The 13,896-nt window shown below is 60.5% G+C and carries 11 protein-coding genes and 6 tRNA genes; 14 read left to right on the top strand and 3 right to left on the bottom strand.

All coding sequences use genetic code 11. From position 1 onward, the window contains the following. Window positions 1-279: 279 nt before the first annotated feature. From alaS to mgtE, 9 genes are all read left to right on the top strand, one after another. On the top strand, window positions 280-2,904 hold the full coding sequence (gene alaS, locus ACIP1G_RS27700) for an alanine--tRNA ligase (RefSeq protein ID WP_400742823.1): 2,625 nt from the start codon (window positions 280-282) through the stop codon (window positions 2,902-2,904). Window positions 2,905-2,988: 84 nt separating this feature from the next. Then, complete coding sequence (locus ACIP1G_RS27695) at window positions 2,989-4,224, top strand: aspartate kinase (RefSeq protein WP_284354041.1); 1,236 nt, start codon at window positions 2,989-2,991, stop codon at window positions 4,222-4,224. Window positions 4,225-4,391: 167 nt separating this feature from the next. Beyond that, window positions 4,392-4,580, top strand: coding sequence for a carbon storage regulator CsrA (gene csrA / locus ACIP1G_RS27690; protein ID WP_003254503.1), 189 nt, complete (start codon window positions 4,392-4,394; stop codon window positions 4,578-4,580). 72 nt (window positions 4,581-4,652) lie between these two features. Next, window positions 4,653-4,743: transfer RNA gene (locus ACIP1G_RS27685), tRNA-Ser, on the top strand. 106 nt (window positions 4,744-4,849) lie between these two features. Continuing rightward, a tRNA-Arg gene (locus ACIP1G_RS27680) sits at window positions 4,850-4,926 on the top strand. A gap of 71 nt (window positions 4,927-4,997) precedes the next feature. After that, window positions 4,998-5,074: transfer RNA gene (locus tag ACIP1G_RS27675), tRNA-Arg, on the top strand. Window positions 5,075-5,147: 73 nt separating this feature from the next. Then, window positions 5,148-5,224: transfer RNA gene (locus tag ACIP1G_RS27670), tRNA-Arg, on the top strand. Window positions 5,225-5,297: 73 nt separating this feature from the next. Next, a tRNA-Arg gene (locus ACIP1G_RS27665) sits at window positions 5,298-5,374 on the top strand. Window positions 5,375-5,806: 432 nt separating this feature from the next. Further along, window positions 5,807-7,249 carry a magnesium transporter gene (gene mgtE / locus ACIP1G_RS27660; RefSeq protein WP_400742821.1) on the top strand — a complete coding sequence of 481 codons (1,443 nt, stop codon included), beginning with the start codon at window positions 5,807-5,809 and terminating at the stop codon, window positions 7,247-7,249. Between the two features lie 190 nt (window positions 7,250-7,439). Here mgtE and ACIP1G_RS27655 read toward each other — a convergent pair whose 3' ends face one another. Beyond that, window positions 7,440-7,766 carry an Arc family DNA-binding protein gene (locus ACIP1G_RS27655; RefSeq protein ID WP_033699552.1) on the bottom strand — a complete coding sequence of 109 codons (327 nt, stop codon included), beginning with the start codon at window positions 7,764-7,766 and terminating at the stop codon, window positions 7,440-7,442. A 345-nt stretch (window positions 7,767-8,111) separates the two neighbouring features. Between ACIP1G_RS27655 and phnN the strand changes: the two genes are divergently transcribed. The 4 genes from phnN (at window position 8,112) to ACIP1G_RS27635 (ending at window position 11,492) form a co-directional block, all read left to right on the top strand. Beyond that, window positions 8,112-8,705, top strand: coding sequence for a phosphonate metabolism protein/1,5-bisphosphokinase (PRPP-forming) PhnN (gene phnN, locus ACIP1G_RS27650; protein WP_400742818.1), 594 nt, complete (start codon window positions 8,112-8,114; stop codon window positions 8,703-8,705). Window positions 8,706-8,816: 111 nt separating this feature from the next. Beyond that, window positions 8,817-8,893, top strand: a tRNA-Arg gene (locus ACIP1G_RS27645). A gap of 301 nt (window positions 8,894-9,194) precedes the next feature. Continuing rightward, window positions 9,195-10,523: an MFS transporter gene (locus ACIP1G_RS27640; RefSeq protein WP_400742815.1), complete on the top strand. Its 1,329-nt coding sequence runs from the start codon at window positions 9,195-9,197 to the stop codon at window positions 10,521-10,523. A gap of 30 nt (window positions 10,524-10,553) precedes the next feature. After that, on the top strand, window positions 10,554-11,492 hold the full coding sequence (locus tag ACIP1G_RS27635; RefSeq protein WP_400742812.1) for an ornithine cyclodeaminase family protein: 939 nt from the start codon (window positions 10,554-10,556) through the stop codon (window positions 11,490-11,492). Window positions 11,493-11,658: 166 nt separating this feature from the next. Here ACIP1G_RS27635 and ACIP1G_RS27630 read toward each other — a convergent pair whose 3' ends face one another. Next, window positions 11,659-11,985, bottom strand: coding sequence for an AzlD domain-containing protein (locus ACIP1G_RS27630; protein WP_346646853.1), 327 nt, complete (start codon window positions 11,983-11,985; stop codon window positions 11,659-11,661). Further along, window positions 11,982-12,716, bottom strand: a complete 735-nt coding sequence (locus tag ACIP1G_RS27625) for an AzlC family ABC transporter permease (protein ID WP_400742809.1) — start codon at window positions 12,714-12,716, stop codon at window positions 11,982-11,984. The genes ACIP1G_RS27630 and ACIP1G_RS27625 overlap by 4 nt, the downstream gene beginning before the upstream one ends. Window positions 12,717-12,837: 121 nt before the next feature. On the opposite strand from ACIP1G_RS27625, the gene ACIP1G_RS27620 reads away from it, so the two are divergent. Beyond that, window positions 12,838-13,716, top strand: coding sequence for a LysR family transcriptional regulator (locus tag ACIP1G_RS27620; protein ID WP_400742806.1), 879 nt, complete (start codon window positions 12,838-12,840; stop codon window positions 13,714-13,716). Window positions 13,717-13,896 lie beyond the last annotated feature (180 nt).

Here is a 13,896-nt window from a genome sequence, read left to right as displayed (position 1 = left end):
GGTCTGTGCTCGACTTGATTGCCCATGAAACTCTTTTAATTCACCGCCTGTTCCATTTTCCCTTCCCTTAAGCGGTAATTGGCTTGCCAGTGGCGAAAGGCAGGATTTAGCATCCGGTCATGTCGTTTTCGTTTGCATAGCCCGAAAAACCGTCCAAACGACGGTTTCTATCGTATAAACACACTGCATCGAGACTGCAGGACCGATATAATGCGGCCCTTTGCCGTCGTTTCGTCGACGTGTTTGCCCAACAGGGCCGCCGTTTCCGTGGAAGAACCTATGAAAAGCGCAGAAATCCGTGAAGCCTTCCTTCGCTTCTTCGAAGAGCAGGGCCATACCCGAGTCGCCTCCAGTTCGCTGATCCCGAACAACGACCCGACCTTGCTGTTCACCAATGCCGGTATGAACCAGTTCAAGGACTGCTTCCTCGGCGCGGAGAAGCGTGCCTATACCCGTGCGGTCAGCAGCCAGAAGTGCGTGCGCGCCGGTGGCAAGCACAACGACCTGGAAAACGTCGGTTACACCGCGCGTCACCACACTTTCTTCGAAATGCTGGGCAACTTCAGCTTCGGCGACTATTTCAAGCGCGACGCCATCACCTACGCCTGGACCTTCCTGACCTCGGACAAATGGCTGAACCTGCCCAAGGAAAAGCTCTGGGTCACCGTCTACGCCACTGACGACGAAGCCTACGACATCTGGACCAAGGAAGTTGGCGTGCCGGCCGAGCGCATGGTGCGCATCGGCGACAACAAGGGCGCCCCGTACGCCTCCGACAACTTCTGGACCATGGGTGACACCGGCCCGTGCGGCCCATGCACCGAGATCTTCTACGACCACGGCGCAGACATCTGGGGCGGCCCACCAGGCTCGCCAGAAGAAGACGGCGACCGCTACATCGAGATCTGGAACAACGTCTTCATGCAGTTCAACCGCACCGCCGACGGCGTTCTGCACCCGCTGCCAGCACCGTCGGTGGACACCGGCATGGGCCTGGAGCGCGTCAGCGCCGTGCTGCAGCACGTGCACTCGAACTACGAGATCGACCTGTTCCAGAACCTGCTGAGCGCCGCCGCCAAGGCCATCGGTTGCAGCAATGACGGCCAGGCCTCGCTGAAAGTGGTTGCCGACCACATCCGTTCGTGCGGCTTCCTGATCGCTGACGGCGTGCTGCCGTCCAACGAAGGCCGCGGCTACGTGCTGCGCCGCATCATTCGTCGTGCCTGCCGCCACGGTAACAAGCTGGGCGCCAAGGGCAGCTTCTTCTACCAGATCGTTGCCGCCCTGGTCGCCGAAATGGGCGAAGCCTTCCCGGAGCTGAACAGCCAGCAAGCGCACATCGAGCGCGTGCTCAAGGCCGAAGAAGAGCAGTTCGCCAAGACCCTGGAGCAGGGCCTGCGCATCCTCGAGCAGGACCTGGCACAGCTGCAAGGTGACGTGGTACCGGGCGACGTGGTGTTCAAGCTGTATGACACCTACGGTTTCCCGATGGACCTGACCGCCGACATCGCCCGTGAGCGCGAGCTGACCATCGACGAAGCTGGCTTTGAGCGTGAAATGGACGCCCAGCGTGAGCGCGCCCGTTCCGCCAGCGCCTTCGGCATGGACTACAACAGCCTGGTCAAGGTCGACAGCGCTACCGAGTTCCTCGGCTACGACGCCACCGAAGGCCAGGGCAAGATCATCGCCCTGTACAAGGACGGCCAGGCCGTCGACCAACTGGGTGAAGGCGAGCAGGGGGTGGTCGTGCTCGACCGCACGCCGTTCTACGCCGAATCCGGTGGTCAGGTAGGTGACAGCGGCTTCCTGCAGGCTGGCGCTGCGCGCTTCGACGTGCGCGACACCACCAAGACCGGCGGTGCCTTCCTGCACCACGGCGTGGTTGCCAGCGGTGCGCTGGTGATCGGTTCGCAGGTCGAGGCCAAGGTCGATGCCGACGTGCAGCACGCCACCTCGCTGAACCACTCCGCCACCCACCTGCTGCACGAAGCACTGCGCCAGGTACTGGGTGAGCACGTACAGCAGAAAGGCTCGCTGGTCGACAGCCAGCGCCTGCGTTTCGACTTCAGCCACTTCGAGGCGGTGAAACCAGAGCAGATCAAGCAGCTGGAAGACATCGTCAACCGCGAAGTGCGCAAGAACACCGCCGTTGAAACCGAACTGACCGACATCGAAACCGCCAAGGCCAAGGGTGCCATGGCGCTGTTTGGCGAGAAGTACGGCGACACCGTGCGTGTGCTGAGCATGGGCGGCGATTTTTCGGTGGAGCTGTGCGGCGGCATCCACGCCAAGCGCACCGGTGATATCAGCCTGTTCAAGATCATCAGCGAAGGCGGCGTGGCCTCTGGCGTGCGCCGTATCGAAGCAGTGACCGGCGCCGCTGCGCTGGCCTACCTGAACGCTGCCGAAGAGCAGGTCAAGGAAGCCGCGCAATTGGTCAAGGGTAACCGCGACAACCTGATCGACAAGCTGTCGGCTGTGCTTGAGCGCAACCGCCAGCTGGAGAAGCAGCTGGAACAGCTGCAGGCCAAGGCCGCCAGCGCCGCCGGGGACGATCTCTCCAACGCGGCCGTTGAGGTCAAGGGCGCCAAGGTACTCGCCGCTCGCCTGGATGGGCAGGACGGCAAGGCCCTGCTGGCCCTGGTCGATCAGTTGAAGAACAAGCTCGGCCACGCAGTGATCCTGCTGGGCAGCGAGCATGAGGGCAAGGTCGTGCTGGTGGCCGGCGTGACCAAAGACCTCTCCAGCCAACTCAAGGCTGGCGATCTGATGAAACAAGCCGCTGCGGCAGTGGGTGGCAAGGGCGGTGGCCGTCCGGACATGGCCCAGGGTGGTGGCGTCGACGTCGCTGCACTGGACCAGGCCCTGGCGCTGGCCGTGCCATTCGCAGAGCAGGGACTTTGAGATGAAGGGGCGGGTGGTCTAGTCGCCCGCTCCTTCATGTTGGATTGTTTTTTGTGGCCCTGTATGGGCTGAGGCACCATTGAAATGGCGTTGATCGTACAGAAATTTGGCGGCACCTCTGTCGGTTCCATCGAGCGGATCGAGCAGGTAGCCGAAAAGGTCAAGAAACACCGTGAGGCGGGCGACGACCTGGTGGTTGTGCTGTCGGCCATGAGCGGTGAAACCAATCGCCTGATCGACCTGGCCAAGCAGATCACCGATCAGCCGGTTCCGCGTGAACTGGACGTGATCGTGTCGACCGGTGAGCAGGTCACCATTGCCCTGCTGACCATGGCCTTGATCAAGCGTGGTGTGCCAGCGGTGTCCTACACCGGCAACCAGGTGCGCATTCTCACCGACAGCTCGCACAACAAGGCGCGCATCCTGCAGATCGACGACCAGAAGATTCGTGCCGACCTCAAGGAAGGCCGCGTGGTCGTGGTTGCGGGCTTCCAGGGTGTGGACGAGCACGGCAGCATCACCACCCTGGGCCGTGGCGGCTCCGACACCACCGGCGTGGCCCTGGCGGCAGCGCTGAAGGCTGACGAGTGCCAGATCTATACCGATGTGGATGGTGTCTACACCACCGACCCGCGGGTTGTGCCACAGGCCCAGCGCCTGGAAAAGATCACCTTCGAAGAGATGCTGGAAATGGCCAGCCTCGGTTCCAAGGTGCTGCAGATTCGTTCGGTGGAGTTCGCCGGCAAGTACAACGTTCCGCTGCGCGTGCTGCACAGCTTCAAAGAGGGTCCAGGTACCCTCATTACCATTGATGAAGAGGAATCCATGGAACAGCCGATCATTTCCGGTATCGCCTTCAACCGTGATGAAGCCAAGCTGACCATTCGCGGCGTGCCGGACACCCCGGGCGTGGCCTTCAAGATCCTCGGCCCGATCAGCGCCTCGAACATCGAGGTGGACATGATCGTGCAGAACGTTGCCCACGATAACACCACCGACTTCACCTTCACCGTACACCGCAACGAGTACGAGAAGGCGCAGAGCGTGCTGGAAAACACCGCCCGCGAAATCGGTGCCCGTGAAGTGATCGGCGACACCAAGATCGCCAAGGTCTCGATCGTTGGCGTCGGCATGCGTTCGCACGCCGGTGTTGCCAGCCGCATGTTCGAAGCCCTGGCCAAGGAGAGCATCAACATCCAGATGATCTCCACCTCCGAGATCAAGGTTTCGGTCGTGATCGAAGAGAAGTACCTGGAGCTGGCCGTACGCGCGCTGCACACCGCGTTCGAGCTCGATGCTCCTGCCCGACAGGGCGAGTAAGGCGTTGCCTGGAAGGGCGCGGCTGATGCCGCGCCCTTCGCGTTTCTGCTCGCCACGCAGGCCCTGTCCTGCCCTGTGTGGTGCGTAACCGGGGCCAGGTCGTCGTCCACGACCAGCCCTGACACCCAAGACTGTTACCCCTGAATGTTTTGCGTAAGGAGAAAGCTATGTTGATTCTGACTCGTCGGTGCGCCGAGAGCCTGATCATTGGAGACGGCGAGATCACCGTGACGGTGCTTGGCGTCAAAGGCAACCAGGTGCGTATTGGCGTCAGCGCCCCGAAAGAAGTGGCTGTTCACCGCGAGGAAATCTACCTGCGGATCAAGAAGGAGAAGGATGAAGAGCCAAGCCTTTAATTTTTTTGAAGTTTTTTTCAAAAAAAGGGTTGCAAAGGTGAAAGAGGTTCTTTAATATTCGCCTCGTGTTGCGGTGAGGTGGCCGAGTGGCCGAAGGCGCTCCCCTGCTAAGGGAGTATACCTCATAAGGGTATCGGGGGTTCGAATCCCCCCTTCACCGCCATTATTTGCGTAGGGCGCTGTAAACAGTAAGAACGCTAAGTAGTTGATTTTAAACGAAAACGTTCTTGCAAAAATGTTTCAGCGACCTATAATGCGCGGCAAGACACGGACTCATAGCTCAGCTGGATAGAGTACTCGGCTACGAACCGAGCGGTCGCAGGTTCGAATCCTGCTGAGTCCGCCACTTTTGAAGTGGCTTTGTTTGCAAGGCTGCTTCAATCAACCAGCGGTATCTGGTCTAAAACTTCCAATCGCGGACTCATAGCTCAGCTGGATAGAGTACTCGGCTACGAACCGAGCGGTCGCAGGTTCGAATCCTGCTGAGTCCGCCACTTTCTTGAAGTGGCTCTGCTTGCAAAGCTACTTCAGTCAACCAGCGGTATCTGGTTTAAAACTGCCATTCGCGGACTCATAGCTCAGCTGGATAGAGTACTCGGCTACGAACCGAGCGGTCGCAGGTTCGAATCCTGCTGAGTCCGCCACTTTCTTGAAGTGGCTCTGCTTGCAAAGCTACTTCAGTCAACCAGTGGTAACCTGGTCTAAAACTACCACCACGGACTCATAGCTCAGCTGGATAGAGTACTCGGCTACGAACCGAGCGGTCGCAGGTTCGAATCCTGCTGAGTCCGCCATACCCCATCAAAAAGCCCGCTCATTTGAGCGGGCTTTTTGTTTTTCTGCGGCGCAGAAATGTTAGCCGTGTCGATCTAAGCTCTCCTGTAATGATTGTGGTGTAGCTTGGGCCGCAAAGCGGACCCAAAAAATCGCCCAGGCACCACAAACACATCCAGGCACACATCAAATGTGCTTTAACCGCCAGAGCCACCGTCGTACTGATAGCTTCACGCGTTGTCCTAGCTTTATCACGCAAACGATTGTTCTGGCCAAAATTTTAAGCGATCTGACAGCTTGAGCAGTGTATGATTGCGCCCGTCAGCCCCGCCGGGGCTTGTGGAAAACCACCATGGACTTACCCAGTAGTTACTCGCTAACAAGATTCATACAGAAAGATCTGACCGATTGATTCTCCCGGCGTGCTCCGCTGCTGGGAGTGGAGTTCGCCTATGACTGAAGTAGAAGTAAAAAAAGCGCAAGACAGCCTGCAGGATCGCCTGGCCCAGGTGGTCGAACTGCTGCAGCGCCAGCGCGTGGTCGAAGACCTGACCCACCGCCAGGAGGGTGCGCACAACGACCTGGTGGAAAACCTGGTCCACCGTCAGAACCTCGTCGAGCTGCAACGCAAGCTCGATGACCTGCACCCCGCCGACATCGCCTATATCCTCGAAGCCTTGCCCCTGGAAGATCGCCTGACGGTCTGGCAGCTGGTGCGCTCGGATCGTGATGGCGACATTCTGCTGGAAGTTTCCGATTCGGTTCGCCAATCGCTGATCGCCGACATGGACGATCACGAGCTGCTCGCCGCCGCCAAGGAAATGGACGCCGACGAACTGGCTGACCTGGCGCCAGAGCTGCCGCGTGACGTTGTTCACGAGTTGATGGAAACCCTCGATGCCCAGCAGCGCGAGCGCGTGCGTTCGGCGCTGAGCTACGACGAGGAGCAGGTCGGTGCGCTGATGGACTTCGAGATGGTCACCATCCGCGAAGATGTCAGCCTGGAAGTGGTGCTGCGCTACCTGCGCCGCCTGAAAGAGCTGCCGAACCATACCGACAAACTGTTCGTGGTCGATTACGACGGCATCCTCAAGGGCGTATTGCCGATCAAGCGCCTGCTGGTCAATGACCCGGAGAAGAAGGTGGCGGAGGTCATGGCGACCGACCCTGTCTCGTTCCAGCCCGAGGAAGATGCCTACGATGCTGCGCAAGCCTTCGAGCGGTATGACCTGGTATCGGCACCGGTAGTCGACAAGGCCGAGCGCCTGATTGGCCGCCTGACCATTGACGAGATGGTCGACCTGATTCGTGAAGAGAGCGAGAGCGAAGTCCTCAACATGGCCGGTCTGCGCGAGGAAGAAGACATCTTCGCCTCGGTCTGGCGCTCGTTCCGCAACCGTTGGGCATGGCTGGCGATCAACCTGATTACCGCCTTCCTTGCTTCGCGCGTGATCGGCCTGTTCGAGGGTTCGATTGAAAAGCTGGTGGCGTTGGCTGCGTTGATGCCGATCGTTGCGGGTATTGGTGGCAACTCGGGTAACCAGACCATCACCATGATCGTCCGCGCCATGGCGCTGGACCAGGTGTCGCCAGGTAATACCAGTCGCTTGATGCGCAAAGAGTTGGCGGTGTCGCTGATCAACGGCCTGGTCTGGGGGGGTGTGATTGGTGCGGTGGCTTTCTGGCTGTATGGCAGCTGGTCACTGGGGGTGGTGATGACTGCAGCGATGACTTTGAACCTGTTGCTGGCGGCGCTTATGGGCGTGCTTATCCCGATGACCTTGGCCCGCCTGGGGCGTGACCCGGCGATGGGGGCGAGCGTGATGATTACTGCCGTGACCGACAGCGGCGGCTTCTTCATCTTCCTGGGGCTGGCTACGCTGTTCCTGCTTTGAGCCCCTACACAATCCCTGTGGGAGCGGCGGTGCGGCGATCCGATTTACCCGCGAAGAATGCAACGCGGTGCATGGCACCGGCATAGCCGGTGTTCGCAGGTAAACCCGCTCCCACAGAGGGCTGCGTTTGCTTCAGATAGCCCATAAAAAAAGCCAGCTTACGCTGGCTTTTTTACATCCGCTGCAAACCTCAGGAAGCGTCGGCGGCCATTTCCACATCGTGAGCGATGAGGGCGACCAGCGCGTTCTGCTGGCGGTGCGAAAGTTGGCGGAAGCGCTGCAGCAACTCGCGCTCATGCAGGGACAGTTCAGGGCTGTCCAGGCGCATGCTCAGCTCGTCACCCAAAGCGCCTTCCTGGATAAGGCTCTGTTCCAGGCGTGCGATGATTTCGGAGTTCATGCTGCGGTGATGGTTGCGCGCTACCTCGGCAATGCGCTCACGCATCCCGTCTGGCAGGCGGACGACAAACTTGTCAGCGGTGCGGCTCGAATAAATAGCCTGTTTCAATGGGCGCATATAAATTGACCGGATTTTGGTTCAGGGGAAGCGGTTCTCAAATTGGCCGCACGGGGTGGAAGTACGACCGTGGCGACGACAAAATGTTCAACCGTCAGTGAAAAATGGATGCTCATCTTGCCTCATGGTCGCCGTTTCCTTGGCGTCAATTCTGTGACAAATAGTGAGCCGGATAAAGGCTTTCTGCCAGTACCAATTATCAGAAATGAGCACTGGTTTGAAAAGTTTTACATACTCCGGCTTGCCCAAACGTCAGACTTTTGCCGTCAAAAACTGTAAAAACGCAGCAAAAGGTCCGGAAAACCCCTAGAATGCGCCGGTTTCCCTACATAGAGCATAGTGGCTATGCAACATGACGCAAGCGAATGCCGATCAGGGACAGGCCGGTTGATATTTCTGATAGGACCGTCGGGTTCCGGGAAAGATTCCCTGATCGACGCTGCGCGTGAGCGGCTGGCGGCCGCGGGGGTAGAAATTGCCCGGCGTATCATCACGCGTTCGGCTGAAGCCAAGGGTGAAGCTGCCCATGGGGTCACGGCCGAGCAGTTCGAAATCCTGCGTGCCCAGGGCGCGTTTGCCATGCACTGGCGGGCCAATGGCCTGGACTATGGCATTCCCCGGCAGGTGGACCAGTGGCTGGCGGCGGGCAGGGCGGTGCTGGTGAATGGCTCGCGGGCATACCTGGCCGAGGCGCGCCAGCGTTATCCGGACTTGTTGGCAGTGTTGGTCGACGTCCAACCCGAGGTGCTGCGCCAGCGCTTGCTGGCCCGCGGCCGGGAAAGCGCTGAAGAAGTCGAGCAGCGGCTGGCACGTAATGCACGCTTGCAGGCGATTGCCGACCCGTCGGTGCATGCGCTGGACAACTCCGCTACCCTTGAGGTTGCCGTCGCGGGGTTGTTCGCGTTGCTGCGTGATGAGGGTGTGTTGCCTCGGGCATAGCAGTGCCAGAAAAGGATTACGCGAAAAAGCCCGGCGCAGACATGACAAACGCGAGCATGCTGGTTAACATGCTTGCCGTCCCGCTGTGCAGCGCTCGCTGCCGGTGCTTGTGTCTCAGTAGCTCAATTGGATAGAGCATCCCCCTCCTAAGGGGAAGGTTGCAGGTTCAATTCCTGCCTGGGACGCCATTTCCTCTCTCTCCCATATTCCCGTCACCCATCATTGCAACGCGTAATGGTGCTCTTCGTTTGCCTGTCGCCAATGCTCGATGTTCGCCTTTCTTGCGCATCCATCCCAAGGCGCTTGACCGAGATCTCGCATTCTTTGGAGTAATCCTTACATCACCCCAGGTCATGTGAGTTTACTGTCTGCGCCATGAGCTTCATGGATGGCTCAGCAGTGATCGATTGCATTCCAATAATAATCGGATCTTCCCGCAGGCCCCGGCCTGTGGGTGGTCTGCGCCGAGCAGCAACAAAGGCCAAGCCCATGACTAATAAACATAATATTTCCCTGGAAGACGCCCCGCTCAACAGCTTCCACAAGAAGCTCGCCATCTATTCCTCGGGTGCGCCGTTTCTGGATGGCTATATCCTGAGCATCATTGGTGTTGTCCTGGTTCAACTCAGCCAGTCGTTGCAATTGTCCGTTCTTGAAGAAGGTATGGTAGCCGCAGCTTCGCTGGTCGGTATGTTCTTCGGTGGCTTCGTCGGTGGCCTGTTTACCGACAAGTTGGGTCGCAAGACATTGTATGTGCTGGTGCTGGTTGCACTCGCGCTGTTCTCCCTCGGCCAGTTCTGGGTCACCTCCGCTGCGGCGTTGATCGCCCTGCGTTTTGCATTGGGTGTCGCCATCGGTGCCGACCACCCACTGGCGACCTCCTTGCTGGCTGAATTCCTGCCCAGAAAGCAACGCGGGTCCATTCTCGCCAGCCTGGTGATGATGTGGTTCGTCGGCGCTGCCGTGGCTTATGTCGCCGGTGAGTTCATCCTGCGCAGCATGGGCCCGGAGGCCTGGCGTTGGGCCTTGGCGAGTGCGGCAGTACCCGGCGTGCTGTTCCTGATCATGCGTGCGGGCACCCCGGAATCTGCCCGCTGGCTGTTGAGCAAGGGCCGAGTCGACGAAGCCGACCAGGTAGTGAAAAGGGTCTACGGCAACAGCTTTTCCATCACCGATCTGGCCGAAGCACCGTCCGAGCGCAAAGTGTCGGTCTGGTCGCTGTTCCACTCCAGTTACGGCAAGCGCATTTTCTTCGTCAGCATGTTCTGGACCTGTTCGATCATTCCGCAGTTCGCCATCTATGCGTTCGCCCCGAAAATTCTCTCGGCCATGGGCCTCACCGGCGACCTGGCGGCCTGGGGTGCAGTGGCCATTACCGTGATCTTCGTGTTCGGTTGCCTGTTGGGCGTGAAGTTGATCAACCCCATGGGCCGGCGCAACATGCTGATCCACAGCTTCCTGTGGTCGGGCCTGGCCTTGTTGTTGCTGGGCCTGTACCCCGATGGGGCAGGGGTGGTCACCCTGGCCCTGTTCGGTAGCTATGCCTTGTTCATCGGCGGCGCGCAGGTGCTGCAGTACGTGTACCCGAACGAACTGTTCCCGACCGAGATCAGGGGTTCTGCTGTTGGCCTGGCAACTTCGCTGTCGCGTATCGGCGCCGCCGTCGGTACCTACCTGGTGCCCATGTCGCTGGACTCCATCGGCATTGGCAATACCATGATCGTGGCGTTCGGCATTTCGATGGTCGGGCTGCTCTGCACCTGGCTGATGGCACCGGAGACACGCTCGCTGGACCTGGCCAAGGCCAGCGCCATCTGATAACCCAGGCACACGACCAGGAGCCACGACATGCACATCTACACGGCTGAAGACATTGCTGCTGCCTTGAACTGGGGCGCCGTCATCGATGCCTTGCGCGAGGCTCACCAAGGGCCACGCCCGCAGGGGGACAGCTATTTCATCGGCGACGCCGGCTTTGGGCTGTTCAGCCGTGGTGTGGTGTTGCCGGGCTACGGTGCCGGGTTGAAGGTGTGTTCGATCAACCCCGGCAACAGCAGCCTGGTGCCGCCGCGCCCGGTGGAGCAGGCTGCATTCGTGGTCATCGATGAGCAGACCAAGGCGATTGCCGCGTTCATGGATGGCCCGGAAATTACCCGCTGGAAGACCGCTGCCGACTCGGCGCTGGCGGCACTGAGCCTGAGCCGCGCAGACAGCCAGACCTTGCTGGTGATCGGTGCAGGCCCGATCGCGCAGGCGCTGACAGCGGCATATCTGCACATTCGCCCGAGCATCAAGCGTGTGTTGCTGTGGAACCGTTCACCCGAGAAGCTCGTGCATGCCCGGCGATTGATTGGCGAGCAGGTGGCGGTCGAAGTGGTCAGCAACCTGGATGCCGCGCTTGAGCAGGCCGATATCGTTACCTGTGCGACCAGCTCGCTGCAGCCGCTTGTCAAGGGCGCGCGTATTCGCCCAGGTACCCATGTGGACCTGGTGGGTGGTTTTCGCGAAGACATGCGTGAGGCCGACGATGAGGTGCTGCGCAACGCGCGGGTGTTTGTCGACGACTACTCGACGGCCCAGGCATCGGGCGATATCTGCGGGCCGTTGAAGAGCGGAGCACTGAGCCACATTGAAGGCGACTTGTTCGACCTGTGCGCAAAGGGCGCTACCAGGGCAGCGCAAGACCGGACAGTCTACAAGAATGCCGGTGGCGCCCACCTGGACCTGGTGGTGGCGCAGCTGGCAATCCGGCGCCATCGCCGGCAAACCAGCCACCTGACCGGTTGACGCAGGTCGTTGTAGGAGCGGCATTGTGTCGCGATGGGCTGCGAAGCAGCCCCGGCAATTTGTGCCTCTGTGCTGAAACCCTGGGGCTGCTTCGCAGCCCTTTCGCGACACAAGGCCGCTCCTACAAAGTCCGCGCAGGCCACACCTCGCCATGCGTAAGAACGGGCTACATCCCCCAGTGCTTCAGCGCCCACAACACCCCCATACCCACCACCAGCGTCAGCATCGTGCTACGTGTACGCCAGGCCACCAGCGCAGCCAGTAGCGCCGCCGGTATCTGCGGGTTCATCCAGTCAAACCCGGCATGTCGGTCGGGGAACACCACTGCCGGCAATACCAGTGCTGCCAGTACGCTGGCCGGCACATACGCCAGCGCACGGCGAAACAGCGGAGGGATGCGCAACACCGTGTGCAGCTCGATGAACGACAGCCGGATGGCGAAGGTACCCAGGCCGATCAAGGCGAAGGTTATCCATTGAGTCATTTCGCTCATGATGCTTCCTGCTCGGTGTTGGCTTCAGGCATGGCCTGCGGTTTTTTCCAGCTCTCGATGGCCAGCCCGGCAATGATGCCGCCCAGCGCGCCGGTCAGCAGGCCCAGGTTGTAGGGCAGGTCGGCGGCCAGCACGGCGAGCACGCCACCGGTCAGCGCCGCGCCGAGTGTGGCTGCACTGCGAATGCTGGGTATCAACAGGGCCAGGAACGACAAGGGAATGGCAAAGCCCAGCAACCAGTCTTCTGGGATGCTTGCGCCCAGGTACATGCCTGCCAGCACCGCGAGGTTCCAGCCGAAGAACATGGTGATCGCCGTACCGGCATAGTAGGGGTAGGCATGCTGCCCCAGCCCGCCAGAACCCAGCTTCAGCGAGCACAGTGCAAAGGACTGGTCAGACAGCATATAGGCCATCGGCCACTTGTGGCGACGCGGCAGCTGGCCCAGGTGCGGGGCCAGGCTGGCGCTGTACATCAGGAAGCGCAGGTTGATCACCAGTGCGGTAACCACCATGGTCACCGGCAGGGCGGCGTTCTGCATCAATTGCATCACCACCATCTGCGCCGACCCGGAATAAAACAGCAACGTCATGCCGATGGCATCGGCCGGCGACAGGCCCATGCCGATTGCGGTGACTCCGGTGATCAGGCCGAAGGGCACGATGCCGGAGGTCAACGGCAGGGCATGGTGGGCGCCCTGCTTGAACGCTTGGGTCGCGCTGGGGTACGGCATTTGAGTTCCTTGAAGGTGTTCTGGAGAGGCCGGTCAGGCACCTCCACGTTAATGTGCGTGACAGTTGGCCACAACGTCAGATTTCTGGAATAGTAGGCCTAAAAAAAATAGGTCTCACACCGTGTATATCGATAGCCCCACGCGGCACTCGCTGCAGCTCAATGCCTTGCGCGCCTTCGAAGCATCTGCCCGCCTGGGCGGCTTCGCCCGTGCAGCCCTGGAACTCAAGGTGACCCCAGGTGCTATCGCCGCCCTGGTCAAGACCCTGGAAAGCGAATTCGGCGCCGCCTTGTTCGAGCGCCATGCGAAAGGTGTGCGCCTGACGCCCTTGGGCGAAAGCGTCAAAGCCCAGTTCACCGAAGCATTCGACGCCGTGGAAGCTGCAGCGCGCACGCTGCGACGCCTGGCTGCACCGCAACGGGTGCATATCGTCACCTCCCCGGCGTTGGCGCAGTTGTGGATCGGGCCACGCCTGCCGGAGCTGACCCGCCTGCTGGCGCCCATCGAAATCTCGGTCACGGCGGTGGATGAGCCGCCCAACCTGAAACGCAGCCCGTTCGACCTGTGCCTGTTCTACACCGCAAAGCCCGAGCGCTGGCAGCGCAGGATAGCCACGGAAGAAATCCTGCCGGTATGTGTTCCGGCACTGGCGGCCGACATCTCCGGTCCTGAGGACCTTGCCAATGTCCGTTGTATCGCCGATGTGGGCTGGAATGACTGGGCGGTTTGGAGCGGTGCGGTGATGCCCGGGCACAAGTTTGTCGCCCGTGGGCCGGGTTTTTCCCTGTACTCGATTGCCCTGCAGCAGGCCCTGCTGGCGGCAGGGGTGCTGATGGGGCGCAGAAGCCTGGTGCAACGTTACCTGGACAGCGGCGAACTGGTTGCGCCGGTCGAGCACGCGGTGGCACTGGGCATGACCATCGCCGCGTGGCGGCTGCCGGGTGCCCAGGGCAACCAGGTGGTGGCTGCGGTGGAAGAGGCGCTGGTGCGTCTGGCTTGAGTGTTTGCCCTCAATGGCCCTGTGTACGTCGATCAATGTGGGAGCGGGCGTGCCCGCTCCCACAGGGGCCGAGGCACGGCCTTGGGATCAGGCCAGGTTCTGCTCGGCCGACCAGCTGGCGTACCAGCTGCGGAACAGCGCGTACTGCTGCTCGGCATAGTTGCGCTGGGCATCAGTCAG

The sequence above is a fragment of the Pseudomonas sp. NPDC089392 genome (assembly GCF_044749595.1).
GTDB lineage: Bacteria > Pseudomonadota > Gammaproteobacteria > Pseudomonadales > Pseudomonadaceae > Aquipseudomonas.
Note: the sequence above shows the minus strand (reverse complement) of the source record. Positions and strands in the feature narration are given on the sequence as shown.